General features: G+C 54.9%; 13 protein-coding genes. 7 read left to right on the top strand and 6 right to left on the bottom strand.

The genetic code is table 11. From position 1 onward, the window contains the following. Positions 1-9: 9 nt before the first annotated feature. The 6 genes from BW686_RS09385 to dnaA form a co-directional block, all read right to left on the bottom strand. The gene (locus BW686_RS09385) at positions 10-1,224 is read right to left on the bottom strand and encodes a restriction endonuclease subunit S (protein WP_084916043.1); all 1,215 of its coding nucleotides are present in this window, start codon (positions 1,222-1,224) and stop codon (positions 10-12) included. Further along, a complete protein-coding gene (locus tag BW686_RS09380) occupies positions 1,221-3,518 on the bottom strand; it encodes a type I restriction-modification system subunit M (protein WP_256898361.1) in 2,298 nt (765 codons plus the stop codon). The genes BW686_RS09385 and BW686_RS09380 overlap by 4 nt, the downstream gene beginning before the upstream one ends. A 650-nt stretch (positions 3,519-4,168) precedes the next feature. Beyond that, entirely contained in the window at positions 4,169-6,586 is a 2,418-nt protein-coding gene (gyrB, locus tag BW686_RS09375; RefSeq protein WP_084916041.1) for a DNA topoisomerase (ATP-hydrolyzing) subunit B, read from the bottom strand. Between the two features lie 4 nt (positions 6,587-6,590). Then, a complete protein-coding gene (gene recF / locus BW686_RS09370; protein WP_084916040.1) occupies positions 6,591-7,694 on the bottom strand; it encodes a DNA replication/repair protein RecF in 1,104 nt (367 codons plus the stop codon). A 22-nt stretch (positions 7,695-7,716) separates the two neighbouring features. Further along, complete coding sequence (dnaN, locus tag BW686_RS09365; protein WP_084916039.1) at positions 7,717-8,820, bottom strand: DNA polymerase III subunit beta; 1,104 nt, start codon at positions 8,818-8,820, stop codon at positions 7,717-7,719. 38 nt (positions 8,821-8,858) lie between these two features. Further along, entirely contained in the window at positions 8,859-10,394 is a 1,536-nt protein-coding gene (gene dnaA, locus BW686_RS09360; protein WP_084916038.1) for a chromosomal replication initiator protein DnaA, read from the bottom strand. A gap of 585 nt (positions 10,395-10,979) precedes the next feature. Between dnaA and rpmH the strand changes: the two genes are divergently transcribed. The 7 genes from rpmH to rsmG all read left to right on the top strand — a co-directional run bounded on the left by rpmH (position 10,980) and on the right by rsmG (position 18,033). Beyond that, positions 10,980-11,114: a 50S ribosomal protein L34 gene (rpmH, locus tag BW686_RS09355; protein ID WP_002551315.1), complete on the top strand. Its 135-nt coding sequence runs from the start codon at positions 10,980-10,982 to the stop codon at positions 11,112-11,114. Between the two features lie 16 nt (positions 11,115-11,130). Continuing rightward, on the top strand, positions 11,131-11,532 hold the full coding sequence (gene rnpA, locus BW686_RS09350; protein WP_084916037.1) for a ribonuclease P protein component: 402 nt from the start codon (positions 11,131-11,133) through the stop codon (positions 11,530-11,532). Continuing rightward, a complete protein-coding gene (yidD, locus tag BW686_RS09345; protein WP_002551313.1) occupies positions 11,525-11,770 on the top strand; it encodes a membrane protein insertion efficiency factor YidD in 246 nt (81 codons plus the stop codon). The genes rnpA and yidD overlap by 8 nt, the downstream gene beginning before the upstream one ends. A 2-nt stretch (positions 11,771-11,772) precedes the next feature. Next, on the top strand, positions 11,773-13,458 hold the full coding sequence (gene yidC / locus BW686_RS09340) for a membrane protein insertase YidC (protein WP_084916036.1): 1,686 nt from the start codon (positions 11,773-11,775) through the stop codon (positions 13,456-13,458). A gap of 78 nt (positions 13,459-13,536) precedes the next feature. Further along, entirely contained in the window at positions 13,537-14,907 is a 1,371-nt protein-coding gene (mnmE, locus tag BW686_RS09335) for a tRNA uridine-5-carboxymethylaminomethyl(34) synthesis GTPase MnmE (protein WP_084916035.1), read from the top strand. A 592-nt stretch (positions 14,908-15,499) separates the two neighbouring features. Beyond that, entirely contained in the window at positions 15,500-17,392 is a 1,893-nt protein-coding gene (gene mnmG / locus BW686_RS09325; RefSeq protein WP_084916164.1) for a tRNA uridine-5-carboxymethylaminomethyl(34) synthesis enzyme MnmG, read from the top strand. Next, a complete protein-coding gene (gene rsmG, locus BW686_RS09320; RefSeq protein ID WP_179149215.1) occupies positions 17,389-18,033 on the top strand; it encodes a 16S rRNA (guanine(527)-N(7))-methyltransferase RsmG in 645 nt (214 codons plus the stop codon). The genes mnmG and rsmG overlap by 4 nt, the downstream gene beginning before the upstream one ends. The last annotated feature ends 12 nt before the right edge of the window (positions 18,034-18,045 follow it).

Raw genomic sequence — 18,045 nt, 5'->3', positions numbered from 1 at the left:
TCAGGTGGCTTAGGCCTGGATTGCTCCTGACATTAATCTGGGTAACAACTCATCACGGGTATTTTTAAGCACTTTATTCTGCCGATTCAGAAGCTCAACCTGTGCGAAAACTGGCTGCATTAGCTGATCAAAAGCATTCAGGACAAATAGCGGTGGTTGCCACGTCATATAAGTATCAAAGCACTTTGAATTCACACGCTGCCTCCCATCAGACCCCGCCATGCTACGAATCGCATGTTCCCTAAACCCATCATCCCTAGCGAGGCAGTAAACCCAAAACGGGCTGACTGCCTTTGAACGCATCACAATAAATTCGGTAGAGCCGCTTCCAACGGGGGAATCTTCAGAAAGAAACTGAACAAATCCTGTTTTCCCATTTTCCAAGCAAGGGGTAATTCGCGCCAATAACGTATCTAGATTTTGAAATTTTGCACCTCCTGCAATCACACGCTCTTCAGGCTCATTAATAATCATTGAGCTTTCAGACAAAGCTTGCATCGGGAGGAATGGATAGCTTCGATCCCTTTCGAACGGAGTCTTAGGGTTAATTTCTATAAGCTCGGAAACAGGTTTTCTATCCCATCCATCGGGAATGCCATCTTGCCAGCTAGCCAATTCGTAACCGGGGAAGCGCAGATTAATGAACCATTCCCGATAGAGCAGGCGGGCTGACTCTTCGAGCAAGCAAATTCGACGGCTATTGGCCTCTATCAGATCGTCATAGGTAGCAAGCAAGCAACCGATGCTTTTCTGTACATCCAATGAAGGACAAGGGATCTCCAGATTCTCGGCATCTCCTACCTTGATGTGAGCCACCGTTGCACCGAAGCTCATGCCATGCAGTTTGCTCTGCACCAAGGGACTTTGTAGAACATAGGCTAAATAGTTCCAGTCCAATAGCTCAGGATCTGGTCGATATTGAAAAAGCCTTTGCCCAAGAAAGATATTCTGGTTTTCATCAAAGGTGCACCGCCCTACCTCACCAACGGGTGCCTCGCGGGTCAGAATCACATCACCAAATCGTGGCTGCGAGCGTCTTGTCCAAGACTGAAAGGTTTCTTCGGTCACATACCGCACAGTGTCTACGTCAATAAACCCCTGCTTGACGTTGGTGGTTCTAATCATTTTATAAGGCGTTGGGTAGTCCACCACCGGCGCAGTCTTGTTAACGCAATCGACCCCTAACAGACAAAGCTCGGAGAGTGGTTTTAAAGGCCAACTCATTCAATAAGCTCCGAAAAAGCCAACTGAATGCGATTGGCCAGTTGTGCTGCTTTATCGTTCAGCTCCGCCAGCTCGGAGTGGACTTCCTTCATTCGCTCGCGGAAAGCCTCTCCTTCATCATCATCTTCAACGCCAAGCGCCACTCCTACGTAGCGCCCAGGTGTTAGCGAATAATCGTTGGCTGCGATGGCCGCGCGACTGATCACAGCGCACAAACCCGGCACGTCTACATAAACACCATCTGGAAAACGGCTCAGTAGCCAGTGCCCCTGAGCGATAAAGTAACCGGCGCGCTTGAAAGCCTCAACCGCCAGGTCACGCACTGTGTGTTTCTCCCGTTTCTTCACATCGCGGTGGTGTAAGGCTTTTTTTACCTCACGGCAAACTTCGTAAGCAAAGATGTAGCCCGTAGAAGCCCATTGGCGGCTACGCAGTTGCTTGTCCGCCATATCCAGCAGCTTCAGCCAAGCCTTGTGACGGGTATCAAGTGCGGCAAGGCCCGCCTTGAGGATGGCGTTGCCTTCATCCGCCTTGCCCTGCGCTGTTTTGCGAGCGGTTAAGTTGTCAGGGGTAGACAACTCGACCAGCAACGACTTAGCCCCAGCCAGCGCCTTATCTATGAGCTGTTGCCATACATGGCTTTCCGTCTGCACCTGCTTCAACTCATCGCGAAAGCTGGCCAACAGCCCATCCGTTAGCCCATGGCCTTCACCCAATTTAGTACGGGCAATGGCAACAGCCGTATCTTGTAAGGTCGCATCGGCAAGATCGCTTAGTGCTTTGTCTAACAAGCTGATCTGCTGATTATCCGCATTAATCCGCTCGGGCAACTGTTGCAGATGCCCAGCCAGCTGCTGTTGGTAGTGCCCCAGTAATTCAACAAAACGTTCAGACTGACCACGGTATAGCCACGTAATAGCCGACAGGTTGCTCAGCTGTTCTTCAGTGAACACATGGGAACGCGCCGAGACCACGGTGTAGACATTGCGAGCATCAATCATCAGCACGCCGTCCAAGCGCTCTTTCGGCTTACTCTTGTCATAAAACCACAGGGTGCAGGGGAGACTACGGGTATAGAAAAACTTTGGCCCGATGGACATCATCACGTCGACATGGCCGGTCTCAATCAGTTGCTGGCGAATGTCTCTATCTTTATTACCTGCATCCGAGGCACTGGCCGCCATGACGAATCCGGCCCGGCCAGTGGCATTTAGGTAGCTGTAAAAATACTGAATCCACAGGCTGTTGCCATTCGAAATAGTTTCAGTGGCGTCCTTGCCTCTACTCTTGCCTGCGGTGCCAGGCAAACCAAAAGGCAAACGCTTGGGTGGGTTGTCTTCGAGAGTACCAACCTGACTTTTGATCTTGGCAACCTGTACACCATCAACATTGAATGGTGGGTTGGCCATGACAAAGTCACACCCACCAACCAGCTGATGCTGGTCTTCATAGAAGGTATTACCCAGCAGGATCTTACCTTCCAGGCCGTGTACCGCGAGGTTCAACCGAGCCAGTTTGCTGTTGACCTCAGCCTTTTCCTGACCGTAGAAGGTGATGTCTGCATCATGGGTAAGCTTGTGGCGGACGTCCTCCATGAAGTGGCCAGTCTGCACAAACATGCCCGCCGAGCCACATGCAGGATCAAGCACGGTGCCGTGATCAGGCTCGATCACTTTGACGATCATCCGCACCAAGCTTGGTGGCGTGAAAAACTCACCACCTTCCTGAGCACCGCTTTTGGCGAACTCGTTTAGGAAGTATTCATAGATCCGCCCGAACACGTCACCACTGGTATTTTGCAGAGCAGGGCGGTTAAAAATTTTGATCAGGTCAGGTAGTAGGTCGCGCTCTAGCCCGTGATAGTTTTTGGGCAGAGCACCCGCCAGCAGCTTGTTGCCGTCCTGATCGGTGACACTGTCTTCAATCGCCTGCATAGCTTCATGGATGGCTGCTGCGATGTTTTCACTGGCGGGCAAACCAGCTAGGTATTCGTAGCGGGCGATTTCCGGCAGGTAGATTGCCGCTTTACCCTGGAAACCCAATTTGATGCGGTCTTCACGCAGCTGACCAACAGCCCGAGCCGGAATACTACTTTCCACTTCTTCGAGCAAAGCATAAAAACGAGTTGTGGCATGCCGTAGAAAAATCAGCCCCAACACGGGCATCGAGTATTCGCTAGCGGTGAGCTTGGAGTTCGCCCGTAGCTGATCAGCGGCCTCCCAAAGGTCGGATTCTAGCTGCTGGAGTTCCTGATAATCCATATTCAACTGCGTGCCTTGTTTCGAATTCGCCATGATGAAAGCACAGGTGCTGACCTGCGATTGAGAGTGTCACTCGCACCCTTGAAGCGGAGGGTGATGGGCTGATTGTAACAAAGTAGCGAAGCCGCAATGTGCTGTTACTCTGCTAGCTTTTTGCCTAGATTTTATGCAAAACACCACAGCTGAATACGCAAAACCCCCAACAGATCTGCATCTGCTGGGGGTTTTTGTTTTTATCTTAGGTGGCGATTAACTTTAGCCAAACCGTTTAACTTTGACCGGAATGGCAAATAACTTTGCCCACCTACACCTGGGTGCCTGGGTGCCTGGGTGCCTGGGTGCGCAGAATGCCATTCGTTTTAATGAAGCCCCAACCGTGTTCCACCAACCCTCCCATCAGCAGCAATTTGAGCGGCTGATGGGCGGTGCTTCCTTGACTGTCGGAAATGGTCTCGTATTAGGCCGTCTGTCAGGCCTTCTGATTTTATGTTAGTCAAAGCCAAATTTTCCGATACACCCTTGTAGCTTCGCTACAAAAAGCAAAGCCATAAATGCTGCCTAGCTATATCTAAGGCCTTCAACCAAAAAGGAAAAACCCCGGCGCTAAGCCGGGGTAGTGACGCTTTTCGTCATGACAATAACCTGAGCGAACATGACAATTAACTTGCCCGTCGACACGTCCATCAGAAGTCCAGGTTGGACACCGCCAACGCATTACTCTCGATGAAGTCACGGCGTGGTTCGACCGCATCACCCATCAGGGTGTTGAAGATCTGGTCAGCGCCGATCGCGTCTTCGATGGTGACTTTCAGCATGCGGCGCACGCTTGGGTCCATCGTGGTTTCCCACAGTTGGTCCGGGTTCATTTCACCCAGTCCTTTGTAGCGCTGGATGGTATGGCGTTTGGTGCTTTCAGCCATCAGCCAGGCGAGTGCTTCCTTGAACTCGGTGACGGGCTTTTTACGCTCGCCACGTTGTACGTAGGCACCTTCTTCCAGGAGCGTGCTGATCTGCGCGCCCAAGGCCGTTACGGTCTTGTAGTCATTGCTGCCGAAGAAGTCGCGGTTGAAGGTGACGTAGTTCGACAGGCCGTGGGAGATCAGTTCGACCTCCGGCAACCAGACGTTACGTTCACGGTCTTCGCGCAGGCTGGCTTTGTAGACCAGACCTGACTTCTCACCAGTGCGCAGACGCGCGTCGAACAGCGCCAGCCAGGCTTGCATGCCCTCGTGGTCGGACAGCTGCTCCAGCGTGATCGGCGGCAGGTAGACGAAGTGCTCGGTCAGTTCCTGTGGGTACAGCCGAGACAGACGCTTGAGGGTCTTCATGACCATACGGAAATCGTTGACCAGTTTCTCCAGCGCAGGACCGGAGATACCCGGTGCCGATTCGCTGAGGTGCAGGCTGGCGTCTTCAAGGGCCGATTGGGTCATGTATTCTTCCATGGCCTCGTCGTCCTTGATGTACTGCTCTTGCTTGCCTTTCTTGACCTTGTACAGCGGCGGCTGAGCGATGTAGATGTAGCCACGCTCGATCAGCTCAGGCAACTGACGGAAGAAGAAGGTGAGCAGCAAGGTACGGATGTGAGAGCCGTCGACGTCAGCATCGGTCATGATGATGATGTTGTGATAACGCAACTTGTCGATGTTGTACTCTTCACGGCCGATGCCACAGCCCAGCGCGGTGATCAAAGTGCCCACTTCCTGAGAAGAGATCATCTTGTCGAAACGCGCTTTTTCAACGTTCAGGATCTTGCCTTTGAGCGGCAGGATGGCTTGGGTTCTACGGTTACGCCCCTGCTTGGCTGATCCGCCAGCAGAGTCCCCTTCCACTAAATACAGTTCGGAGAGGGCAGGGTCCTTCTCTTGGCAGTCGGCCAGTTTGCCTGGCAAGCCGGCAATGTCCAACGCGCCTTTGCGGCGGGTCATCTCACGCGCCTTACGCGCTGCTTCACGGGCACGGGCGGCGTCGATCATCTTGCCGACAACGGCTTTGGCTTCGTTCGGGTTTTCCAGCAGGAAGTCGGAGAAGTACTTACCCATCTCCTGTTCCACTGCGGTTTTGACTTCAGACGACACCAGCTTGTCTTTGGTTTGCGAGCTGAACTTCGGATCAGGGACTTTGACCGAAATGATCGCCGTCAGACCTTCACGCGCATCGTCACCGGTGGTCGCGACCTTATGCTTCTTGGCCAGACCTTCCTGCTCGATGTAGTTGTTCAGGTTACGTGTCAGTGCAGAGCGGAAGCCCACAAGGTGAGTACCACCGTCGCGCTGCGGAATGTTGTTGGTGAAGCACAACAGGTTCTCGTTGAAGCTGTCGTTCCACTGCAAAGCGATTTCGACACCGATACCGTCATCGCGCTGGATGTTGAAGTGGAACACTTCGTTGACCGGCGTTTTGTTGGTGTTCAGGTATTCAACGAAGGCACGCAAACCGCCTTCATATTTGAACAGCTCTTCCTTGCCGCTGCGTTCGTCCTTGAGGACGATGCCGACACCGGAGTTCAGGAACGACAGTTCGCGAATACGCTTGGCGAGAATGTCCCAGCTGAAGTGAATGTTCTTGAACGTGTCAGCAGACGGCTTGAAGTGAATCTGCGTACCGGTGCTGTCGCTTTCGCCGACGATTTTCATCGGTTCCTGTGGAACACCGTGAACGTACGTCTGTTCCCAGATCTTGCCGCTACGACGAACTGTCAGCAGCAACAGCTCTGACAGCGCGTTAACAACGGACACACCTACACCGTGCAAACCGCCGGATACTTTGTAGGAGTTGTCATCGAACTTACCACCTGCGTGGAGCACGGTCATGATGACCTCAGCTGCCGACACGCCTTCTTCTTTATGCACATCTACCGGAATACCGCGGCCGTTGTCGCGCACGGTAATAGATTCGTCTGGGTGGATGATGATACTGATGTCGTCGCAATGGCCTGCCAATGCTTCGTCGATCGAGTTATCAACCACCTCGAACACCATGTGGTGCAGACCGCTGCCATCGTCTGTATCACCGATGTACATTCCGGGACGCTTGCGTACGGCATCAAGTCCTTTCAGCACCTTAATGCTGGACGAGTCGTACGTTTGGTTTTCGCTCATGCAATCACTCCCGATGGTCTTGGGTCTGGGTGATACGGCCATGTTCCACGTGGAACAAAGCAACTGGCGTATCCGTCTGCCAGCCTTCCCTCAAAAATTCTTTATCTACACAGGTTATAAATACCTGGCAGCGTAATTCTTCCAGCAAACGGCAAAGCGCTTGGCGGTGATGCTCATCCAGTTCGGAAGGCAAGTCATCCACCAGATAAATGCACTGACCGCGGCGTACCTGGCTGACCAAATGCCCTTGAGCAATACGCAGCGCACAGACCACCAGCTTTTGCTGACCACGAGACAGAATATCTGCCGCGTTGTGCGCGCCTAATCTAAGGCGCAAGTCTGCACGTTGGGGTCCGGCCTGGGTGTGACCCATTTGCTGATCTCGATGCAGGGAGGAGGCGAGCACAGTACTCAGCTCTTTTTCCTTGTCCCAGCCTCGGTAGTAACTCAGGGTCAAACCTTCAAGCTCGACGAGTTCGCTTAACGTCTGTTCAAAAACAGGCTTCAGTGCCTTGATGTAGGCACGACGAAACTCATCTATTTCATCGCTTGCCTGGCACAGCTCTCGGTCCCATGCCGCCTGCGAAGCGGCGTCAAGTGTACCATGCCGAAGCCACGAGTTTCGCTGCTTGAGGGCCTTCTGAAGGCGCTGCCATGTGGCCATAAAGCGAGGTTCCACGTGGAACACTCCCCAGTCCAGGAACTGCCTGCGGATCTTGGGAGCGCCTTCAAGTAAACGAAAGCTGTCCGGGTTGATCAACTGCAGCGGCAATATTTCAGCAAGCTGAGCAGCACTTCGCGCGTTCTGGCCGTCGATGCGAATCTGAAATTCGCCCTGTCGGTCACGAGAAACACCGAGGTTGCTGTGACCGCCCTGTGCAAGATCGACCTGTCCGAAGACGGTGCAAGACGGTTGCTCGTACTGAATGACCGGAAGCAACCGGCTGCTACGAAACGAACGGGCAATCCCCAGCAAGTGGATAGCTTCCAGCACGCTGGTTTTGCCACTGCCGTTGGCACCGTAGAGGATATTGATACGCGGGGAGGGGGACAGGGTCACCGGGTGCAAATTGCGCACCCCGGTGACCGAGACGCGACTAAGAGACATCTAGGTTGCGCTGGACATGAAGTTACAGACGCATCGGCATGACAACGTAGGCGGAGTCGTCGTTATCCGACTCTTGCACCAGGGCGCTGCTGTTGGAATCGGACAGAATCAAGCGCACCTGCTCGGTCGTCATGACGCTCAGCACATCCAGCAGATAGCTCACGTTAAAGCCGATTTCCAACGCGCCTCCGTTGTAGTCAACGCCGATTTCTTCCTCTGCCTCTTCCTGTTCAGGGTTGTTCGCCTGAATCTTCAACTGACCGGCAGCCAGTTGCAGACGAATACCGCGGTACTTTTCGTTGGACAGGATCGCGGTGCGGCTGAACGCTTCACGCAGTGCCTGGCGATCTCCCAATACCAGTTTGTCACCACCCTTGGGCAGCACACGCTCGTAGTCAGGGAATTTGCCATCGACAAGCTTGGAGGTGAAGGTGAACTCACCGGTTGTCGCGCGGATGTGATGCTGGCCAAGAACGATCCGGACAGTGCCGTCCTGTTCGGTCAGCAATCGAGCCATCTCGAGGATGCCTTTACGTGGAACGATCACCTGATGACGATCGGCGTGTTCGATATCGGCAGTCATCGAGCACATCGCAAGACGGTGACCGTCGGTAGCGACCGCGCGCAAGATGCCTGCACTGACTTCCAGCAGCATGCCGTTCAGGTAATAACGAACGTCCTGCTGTGCCATCGCGAAGCTCGTGCGCTCAATCAGACGACGCAGCTTGCTCTGCACCAGGTCGAACGTCAGCGAACCCGGACCTTCCTCGACTGTAGGAAAGTCGTTGGCGGGCAACGTGGAAAGCGTAAAACGGCTGCGACCCGCTTTGACGATCAGCTTGGAGTCATCGAGCTTGATGTCGATCAGCGCATCGTTGGACAGGCTTTTACAGATGTCCATAAGCTTGCGAGCAGGGACAGTGATTTCCCCAGGCTCGGCAGGTTCTTCCAGCTGTACACGGCCAACCAGTTCGACTTCGAGGTCAGTACCGGTCAGCGAAAGCTGCTGACCCTGTACGACCAGAAGCACATTGGAAAGAACCGGCAAGGTCTGGCGGCGTTCTACCACGCCGGCGACCAATTGCAGGGGTTTCAACAGGGCTTCGCGTTGAATGGTGAAATGCATGGTCTAGTCCCTTGCCTTAATAAGCTGCACTGGCGTCATTACGTGGTCAGAGTGCGCAGCAGGTTCTTGTAGTCCTCGCGGATATCCGCATCGGATTCCTTGAGTTCGTTGATCTTTCGGCATGCGTGCAAAACAGTCGTGTGGTCCCGGCCACCAAACACGTCACCGATTTCCGGCAGACTGTGGTTAGTGAGTTCCTTGGAAAGTGCCATAGCCACCTGGCGCGGTCGGGCTACCGAACGTGAACGACGCTTGGACAGCAGATCGGAAATCTTGATCTTGTAATACTCGGCCACAGTGCGCTGAATGTTGTCCACGCTGACCAGCTTGTCTTGCAACGCCAGCAAATCTTTCAGCGACTCGCGAATCAGCTCGATGGTGATGTCGCGGCCCATGAAGTGAGAGTGAGCAATGACTCGCTTGAGCGCACCCTCAAGCTCACGAACGTTGGAGCGGATACGCTGCGCGATGAAAAACGCAGCGTCATGAGGCAGATCGACCTTGGCCTGGTCTGCCTTCTTCATGAGAATCGCTACACGCGTCTCCAGCTCCGGCGGTTCGACAGCAACCGTCAGACCCCAGCCGAAGCGGGATTTGAGGCGCTCTTCAAGCCCTTCGATTTCTTTCGGGTAGCGGTCGCTGGTCAGGATGACCTGCTGTCCGCCTTCCAGCAGCGCATTGAACGTGTGGAAGAATTCTTCCTGCGAACGTTCCTTGCGGGCGAAAAACTGAATGTCATCGATAAGCAACGCATCGACCGAACGATAGAAACGTTTGAACTCGTTGATCGCGTTGAGCTGCAGGGCCTTGACCATGTCCGCGACGAAACGCTCCGAATGCAGGTACACGACCTTGGCGTTCGGATTCTTCTTGAGCAGATGGTTACCCACTGCATGCATCAAGTGAGTCTTACCCAGACCTACACCGCCATAAAGGAACAGCGGGTTATAGCCATGCTTGGGGTTGTCGGCCACCTGCCAGGCCGCAGCACGTGCCAACTGGTTGGATTTACCCTCGACGAAATTCTCGAACGTGAATGTACGGTTCAGGTAACTGGTGTGCTTGAGCGCGCCCTCGACCTGCACCGTGCGTTGCTCGGCCCGGGCCGGTGCCTGCTGAGAGCTGGCGCCGGCCATCGGGTCGAAACTGTCACGCGATGGCTCGTCGTGACTGGCGACGTTATGGACAGGAGCAGGTGTGGATGCCGCATAGACCGGCGCAGCCGCGGCTGGAGCCGAAGCCGAGACACTGCTGACCGAATTGGCAGACAGCGCCTGAGACGCAGCAGCAGCCAATGGCGCGTTCGGTGCAGCACGTGGCGCCGAGCTGCGCTTGCTTCCTATTAATAAGGAAAGAGAAGGCGCCATCCCTTGACCGTGCTCGCCCAGAAGCTCAAGCAGACGGCCCAGGTATTTCTCGTTGACCCAATCGAGAACAAAACGATTCGGTGCATAGACGCGCAACTCGTCGCCTTCGGCTTCGACCTGTAGCGGACGGATCCAAGTGTTGAATTGCTGGGCAGGCAGCTCATCGCGCAAAAGCTCCACGCACTGCTGCCAAAGTTCCACTGACACGGATATCCCCTGAGTTGAAAGCCGGTGAGGCAAAAACAGCCGCCATTGTAACGACCCGGGGACGACTTATCCACATGTAGGTTGCTCACAGAGGGCTATAAATCAACGATTTATACCGCAGGCAGGCGACAGACGGTCGGTGCCGGAGCTCTGTGGATAACCCTCACTCAGCCCCTTGCATAAGTCAGGGTTAAAGTCTGTGCATAACTCGCCTGTGGATAAAGTGGCGTTTCATGCACAGCTTTTCCGAGGCTGCGGCACAGGCAGGGCACCGTTTCTCGACAACCTTTTGGATCGCTGTACAGTCCGTATAACGTGGCGTACAGCACGTTATCCACAGATATCGTCTGCGTAAGAGTTATAAGCTTTATAAAGAAGCTTTAAATACTCTCTTTCTTTTTATTTCTATAACTGACCCGTGGCGAACGGCTCAGAAGGGCAGGACAGAGAAGAATCTGCCTGTAAAAGGCATATATGAAGAAAAGCTGGTTGGAAATTGACCTGCGGGCCTGCTTTCTCTAGAATCCCCGGTCTCTTAAAACGGGGGCCATTCCGGCCCGTAGTGGACGAACCAGGTAACACGCCATGAAACGTACTTTCCAACCCAGCACCATCAAGCGCGCCCGCACCCACGGTTTCCGTGCCCGTATGGCCACCAAAAACGGCCGCGCAGTCCTTTCGCGTCGTCGTGCCAAAGGCCGTAAGCGTCTGGCAGTTTGATAAACCGGCACAGGAGGTGAGTCGAGACTTCAGTCGGGAAAAGCGTTTGCTGACCCCCCGGCATTTCAAGGCAGTCTTTGACTCCCCTACCGGCAAGGTTCCGGGGAAAAATCTCCTGCTCCTTGCGCGCAACAACGACCTTGATCATCCCCGTCTGGGGCTGGTGATAGGTAAAAAGAGCGTGAAGCTCTCCGTCGAGCGCAATCGTTTGAAACGCCTGATGCGCGAATCATTTCGCCAACACCAAGACAGTTTGGTCGGTTGGGATATCGTTATCGTCGCGCGCAAAGGTTTGGGTGACGTAGAAAACCCGGAATTGATTCAGCATTTCGGCAAGCTCTGGAAACGTCTGGCGCGTAGCCGACCTACTCCAGAAATCAAACCCGAACCTGCAGGGGTAGACAGTCCAGATGCGTAAACTGGCACTCGTTCCGATCCAGTTCTATCGCTATGCCATTAGCCCGCTGATGGCCAGTCACTGTCGTTTCTACCCCAGTTGCTCCTGCTACGCGTATGAAGCCATTGAAAATCATGGCCTTCTACGCGGCGGCTGGCTGTCAATTCGTCGCCTGGGTCGCTGTCATCCTTGGAATCCCGGTGGTTATGACCCGGTTCCAGCTGTCCCCACCTCCCGTTCTTCTTCGATGGCCGAGTAATCATGGATATTAAACGCACGATCCTGATCGTCGCCCTGGCAATCGTGACCTATGTCGGGGTTCTGAAATGGAACCAGGACTACGGTCAGGCTGCCATGCCGACCCAGAATGTTGCAGCCAGCACCACCGTACCGGGCATACCGGACACGGCCGCTGGAACTAATGGTTCTGCAAGTGCCGATGTTCCAAGCGCTACTGCCAACACGGCTGCAGCACCTCTTGAAACTCCGGCCGTAGCCAGCAAAGACCTCATTCACGTCAAGACCGACGTGCTCGATCTGGCGATAGATCCGGTAGGTGGTGACGTCGTTCAGCTTCGTCTTCCTCTGTATCCACGTCGTCAGGATCGTCCTGATGTTCCGTTTCAGTTGTTCGACAACGGCGGCGAACGTACTTTTCTGGCACAAAGCGGCCTGACGGGAACGAACGGTCCTGATGCTCGAGCGGCCGGTCGTCCGGTTTATTCCTCCGCACAAAAGACTTATCAACTGGCTGACGGCCAGGACACGATGGTCGTGGAGCTGAAATTCTCGGACAACGGCGTCAATTACATCAAGCGGTTCACGTTCAAGCGCGGCTTGTACGACCTGGTCATGACTTACGTTGTGGATAACCAGAGCGCACAACCCTGGGCCGGCAACCTGTTCGCACAATTGAAGCGTGACGCCAGCTCTGATCCTTCGTCGACCACTGCCACCGGCACAGCCACCTATCTGGGTGCTGCGCTCTGGACAGCAGCCGAGCCGTACAAAAAAGTGTCGATGAAAGACATCGACAAGGCTCAGGTCAAGGAAACGGTACAAGGCGGATGGGTTGCATGGTTGCAGCACTACTTCGTGACTGCGTGGATTCCTGATCACAATTCCACCAACACCGTGCAGACCCGCAAAGACAGCCAAGGCAATTACATCATCGGCTTTACCAGCCCGACCTTGACGGTCGCGCCTGGTGCTCAAGGTGAAACCAGCGCCACCCTGTATGCAGGTCCGAAAAGCCAGGCGGTACTCAAAGAGTTATCCCCAGGCCTGGAGCTGACAGTCGATTACGGCTTCCTGTGGTTCATTGCCCAGCCTATCTTCTGGTTGCTGCAACATATCCACGCCATTCTCGGTAACTGGGGCTGGTCGATCATTGTTCTGACCATGCTGATCAAAGGCCTGTTCTTCCCGCTGTCCGCGGCGAGCTACAAGTCGATGGCTCGCATGCGTGCCGTTGCTCCGAAGCTTGCATTGCTGAAGGAACAACATGGCGATGATCGTCAGAAAATGTCCCAGGCGATGATGGAGCTGTACAAGAAAGAGAAGATCAACCCGCTGGGTGGTTGCTTGCCGATTCTTGTCCAAATGCCGGTTTTCCTTTCGCTGTACTGGGTACTCCTGGAAAGCGTGGAAATGCGTCAGGCGCCGTGGATCCTGTGGATAACCGACCTGTCGATCAAAGACCCGTTCTTTATCCTGCCGATCATCATGGGCGCTACCATGTTCATCCAGCAGCGTCTGAACCCGACACCTCCGGATCCGATGCAGGCCAAGGTCATGAAACTGATGCCCATCATTTTCACGTTCTTCTTCCTGTGGTTCCCTGCCGGTCTGGTTCTGTACTGGGTTGTGAACAACACCCTGTCCATCGCACAACAGGCGTACATCACTCGTAAAATCGAAGCCGCTACCAAGAAAGCAGCTGCCTGATCTAACCTGTGAACAAGCTACACAAGACGCCCCCTAGTGGGGCGTTTTGCTATCTGTCATTTGTCCTGGAGCCGGACCATGAACGTTCCTCGTGAAACCATCGCTGCCATAGCTACCGCCCAAGGGCGCGGGGGTGTGGGCATCGTGCGTGTGTCAGGACCTCTGGCCAGCAAGACCGCACACGCCATGACCGGGCGAACGCTCAGGCCGAGATATGCCCATTACGGTCCTTTTACCGATGAAGCCGGACAGGTGCTCGATGAAGGAATCGCACTGTATTTCCCCGGCCCTAACTCCTTTACCGGAGAAGATGTACTGGAGTTGCAGGGGCACGGCGGCCCTATCGTTCTGGACATGCTGCTGCAACGCTGCCTGCAATTGGGCAGTCGTCTTGCCCGGCCGGGTGAATTCAGCGAGCGCGCTTTTCTGAATGACAAGCTGGATCTGGCTCAGGCAGAAGCCATTGCCGACCTCATCGAGGCAAGTTCTGCACAGGCGGCGCGCAATGCATTGCGCTCTCTACAGGGTGTTTTTTCTCAGCGTGTGGATAACCTGACCGAGAAACTGATCAGTCTGCGTATCTACGTAGAGGCTGCCATCGACTTTCCTGAGGAGGAAATCGATTTTCTCGCGGACGGTCATGTTCTCAGCATGCTGGATGACGTTCGCGTTGAGTTATCCACAGTGCTGCGTGAAGCCGGCCAAGGAGCGCTAATACGCGACGGCATGACAGTCGTGATAGCGGGCCGTCCAAACGCCGGCAAATCAAGCTTGCTCAATGCGTTGGCTGGGCGTGAAGCAGCCATTGTGACCGAGATAGCCGGCACGACCCGTGATGTGCTGCGTGAACATATCCACATAGACGGGATGCCATTGCATGTCGTGGACACCGCCGGGCTTCGCGATACCCAAGACCAGGTCGAGATGATCGGCGTACAACGTGCCCTCAAGGCAATCGGTGAAGCCGACAGAATTCTGCTGGTAGTGGACGCAACTGCGCCGGAGGCTACAGATCAGTTTGCCCTGTGGCCGGAGTTTCTTGAACAGCGACCGGATCCATCGAAAGTTACGCTGATCCGCAACAAGGCAGACTTGAGCGGGGACAGCGTCGGCCTGCAAACGAGCGATGATGGCCATGTCACGATCAGCCTGAGTGCCAGAGCGGGAGGAGAGGGGCTTGAACTGTTGCGCGAACACCTCAAGTCCTGCATGGGTTATGAACAAACCTCGGAAAGCAGCTTCAGCGCTCGCCGGCGCCACCTTGAAGCGTTGCGCCACGCCAGTGACTCGTTGGAGCATGGCAGGGCTCAACTGACGCTGGCGGGCGCGGGTGAGCTGTTGGCAGAGGATCTGCGACAGGCACAGCAGGCACTGGGCGAGATCACTGGTGCATTCAGTTCCGATGACCTGCTCGGCAGGATCTTCTCCAGCTTCTGCATCGGCAAGTAGCCAGCCTCCCGGCTTGATATATTCAGGCGTGGCCGCTCCAGGTCATGCCGATGATCGCGATACCGACTCCCTTTTGTTAACACCTGACCTCCAGTCGGGCCGCCGCCGCGCACCTTTTCATCCGTAGCCGCCGATTTAGCCGAGCTGAAATTCACGCCGAGAGGGTTTTCTGCACCTGTTTTTTGGCGATGGGCAATTTTTCTGTGGATTAAACCCTGTGAATAACCGCCCTTCAGCTCGGTGGGTAAGCGGGGTGTAAACCTGATGATAAACAGCCCTGTGGACAAGTGGCTCTTTTATCAACAGGCTCAGGACGGTTATCCAAACCCCTCATCCCCACCTGAACACAGACTTTTGAATCTCTGTACACACCGAAAATAAAGGCCTGTAGCATTCTATCCACAGAAAGTGTGCTCAGTAAGAATAAACATAAAAACAAGGCTTTATAAACTTTCTTTCCTTTTTATTTTCTTTATTCGTGAGTTTTCCACAGCTGGTTAAATTTTGTCCAACGGGTTTCATTCAGGTGGGGTAAGTCCCTATACTTGTCAGCTATCCCAATTTCTCATCGACAACAGGCACGAGGTGCGTGGTGGATTTCCCTTCCCGTTTTGAAGTGATCGTCATCGGTGGCGGTCATGCCGGTACCGAGGCCGCACTGGCGTCGGCACGCATGGGTGTCAAAACCCTGCTGTTGACGCACAACGTGGAAACGCTTGGCCAGATGAGCTGCAACCCGGCTATCGGTGGCATAGGAAAGAGCCACCTGGTCAAGGAAATCGATGCCCTCGGCGGTGCGATGGCGATGGCCACCGACAAGGGTGGTATCCAGTTTCGCGTGCTGAACAGCCGCAAAGGCCCGGCTGTACGGGCGACTCGTGCGCAGGCAGATCGTGTGTTGTACAAAGCGGCGATTCGCGAAACGCTCGAAAATCAGCCCAACCTGTGGATATTTCAGCAAGCCTGCGATGACCTCATCGTCGAGCAGGATCAGGTTCGCGGCGTAGTCACCCAGATGGGCATGCGGATCTTTGCCGATTCTGTGGTACTCACGACCGGCACTTTTCTCGGTGGACTTATCCACATCGGCATGCAGAACTATTCTGGTGGCCGAGCAGGGGATCCTCCGTCGATTGCCCTTGCCCAGCGGCTACGCGAGCTGCCGCTGCGTGTCGGACGATTGAAAACCGGAACGCCGCCACGCATCGACGGGCGCTCTGTCGATTTTTCGGTCATGACTGAACAACCGGGCGATACCCCGATCCCTGTCATGTCGTTTTTGGGTTCCAAGGAACAGCATCCGCCGCAGGTCAGCTGCTGGATCACCCACACCAACGCCCGCACTCATGAAATCATCGCGTCCAACCTCGATCGTTCACCGATGTATTCCGGTGTGATCGAAGGCATTGGCCCGCGCTACTGCCCGTCGATCGAAGACAAGATCCATCGCTTCGCCGACAAGGAAAGCCACCAGGTTTTCATCGAACCGGAAGGGCTGACCACTCATGAGCTGTACCCGAACGGTATTTCCACCTCGTTGCCCTTCGACGTGCAGTTGCAGATCGTGCGTTCGATTCGCGGAATGGAAAACGCACACATCGTTCGCCCCGGCTATGCCATCGAATATGATTATTTCGACCCCCGTGACTTGAAATACAGCCTGGAAACCAAGGTCATCGGCGGTTTGTTCTTCGCCGGGCAGATCAACGGAACCACCGGGTACGAGGAAGCGGGAGCGCAAGGTTTGCTGGCCGGGACCAACGCTGCACTGCGCGCGCAGGGCCGAGACAGCTGGTGCCCGCGCCGCGATGAGGCGTACATCGGCGTGCTGGTCGACGACCTGATTACCCTCGGCACGCAAGAGCCTTACCGGATGTTCACATCACGGGCCGAGTACCGCCTGATCTTGCGCGAAGACAACGCGGACCTTCGTCTGACCGAAAAAGGTCGCGAGCTGGGTCTGGTCGACGACGCCCGCTGGGCGGCGTTCTGCACCAAACGCGAAAGCATCGAACAGGAAGAGCAACGCCTGAAAAGCACCTGGGTTCGCCCTGGCACCGAACAGGGTGATGCGATTGCCGCCCACTTCGGCACACCGCTGACTCATGAATACAATCTGCTCAACCTGCTTACACGTCCGGAAATCGATTACGCCAGCCTGATCAGCATCACCGGCCAGGGTTGCACCGATCCGCAGGTCGCCGAGCAGGTCGAGATCAAAACCAAATACGCCGGGTACATTGACCGTCAGCAAGATGAAATTGCCCGGCTTCGCGCCAGCGAAGACACCCGTTTGCCAGAAGACATCGACTACGACGGCATTTCCGGCCTGTCGAAAGAAATTCAAAGCAAGCTGGGGATAACTCGTCCGGAGACGCTTGGCCAGGCCTCGCGTATCCCGGGTGTCACGCCTGCGGCGATTTCCCTGTTGATGATTCATTTGAAAAAACGCGGCGCGGGCCGTCAGTTGGAGCAAAGCGCTTGAGTTCTATGGTCACCCCGCAGCACGCCGAAGAGTTATCCACCGGTGCCCGACAGTTGGGGATCGAGCTGACGCAGACCCAGCATGATCAATTGCTGGCCTACCTGGCGCTGCTGATCAAGTGGAACAAGGCTTACAACCTGACTGCGGTGCGCGATCCCGACGAAATGGTATCGAGACATCTGCTCGACAGCCTCAGCGTAGTGCCATTCATCGAAGGTACTCGCTGGATGGATGTCGGCAGCGGCGGTGGGATGCCCGGCATTCCCATGGCCATCCTGTTTCCGGAGCGAAAAGTTTCGTTGCTGGACAGCAATGGCAAGAAGACCCGGTTTCAGACACAGGTCAAACTGGAGCTGAAACTGGAGAATCTTGAAGTTATCCACAGCCGTGCAGAAAATTATCAGCCCGATGCGCCGTTCGACGGGATCATCTCCCGTGCGTTCAGCAGCCTGGAAGACTTCACGGGCTGGACGCGTCACATGGGCGACGTCAATACGCGCTGGTTGGCGATGAAGGGTCTGCATCCTGCCGATGAACTGGTAGCATTGCCCTCGGATTTTCACCTCGATAGCGCACAGGCCTTGACCGTTCCGGGTTGCCAAGGCCAACGCCATCTGCTGATACTGCGCCGCACGGCATGATTGGGAACACAA

Origin of the sequence: Pseudomonas syringae (assembly GCF_002157375.1) — a bacterium.
GTDB classification, from domain to species: domain Bacteria; phylum Pseudomonadota; class Gammaproteobacteria; order Pseudomonadales; family Pseudomonadaceae; genus Aquipseudomonas; species Aquipseudomonas syringae_T.
Note: the sequence above shows the minus strand (reverse complement) of the source record. Positions and strands in the feature narration are given on the sequence as shown.

Excerpts from the sequence above, each read along its gene's own strand:
- BW686_RS09380 (WP_256898361.1), bottom strand. The coding sequence starts at position 3,518 with ATGGCGAATTCGAAACAAGGCACGCAGTTGAATATGGATTATCAGGAA.
- yidC (WP_084916036.1), top strand. The coding sequence starts at position 11,773 with ATGGATATTAAACGCACGATCCTGATCGTCGCCCTGGCAATCGTGACC.
- rpmH (WP_002551315.1), top strand. The coding sequence starts at position 10,980 with ATGAAACGTACTTTCCAACCCAGCACCATCAAGCGCGCCCGCACCCAC.
- recF (WP_084916040.1), bottom strand. The coding sequence starts at position 7,694 with ATGTCTCTTAGTCGCGTCTCGGTCACCGGGGTGCGCAATTTGCACCCG.
- mnmE (WP_084916035.1), top strand. The coding sequence starts at position 13,537 with ATGAACGTTCCTCGTGAAACCATCGCTGCCATAGCTACCGCCCAAGGG.
- dnaN (WP_084916039.1), bottom strand. The coding sequence starts at position 8,820 with ATGCATTTCACCATTCAACGCGAAGCCCTGTTGAAACCCCTGCAATTG.
- gyrB (WP_084916041.1), bottom strand. The coding sequence starts at position 6,586 with ATGAGCGAAAACCAAACGTACGACTCGTCCAGCATTAAGGTGCTGAAA.
- yidD (WP_002551313.1), top strand. The coding sequence starts at position 11,525 with ATGCGTAAACTGGCACTCGTTCCGATCCAGTTCTATCGCTATGCCATT.
- BW686_RS09385 (WP_084916043.1), bottom strand. The coding sequence starts at position 1,224 with ATGAGTTGGCCTTTAAAACCACTCTCCGAGCTTTGTCTGTTAGGGGTC.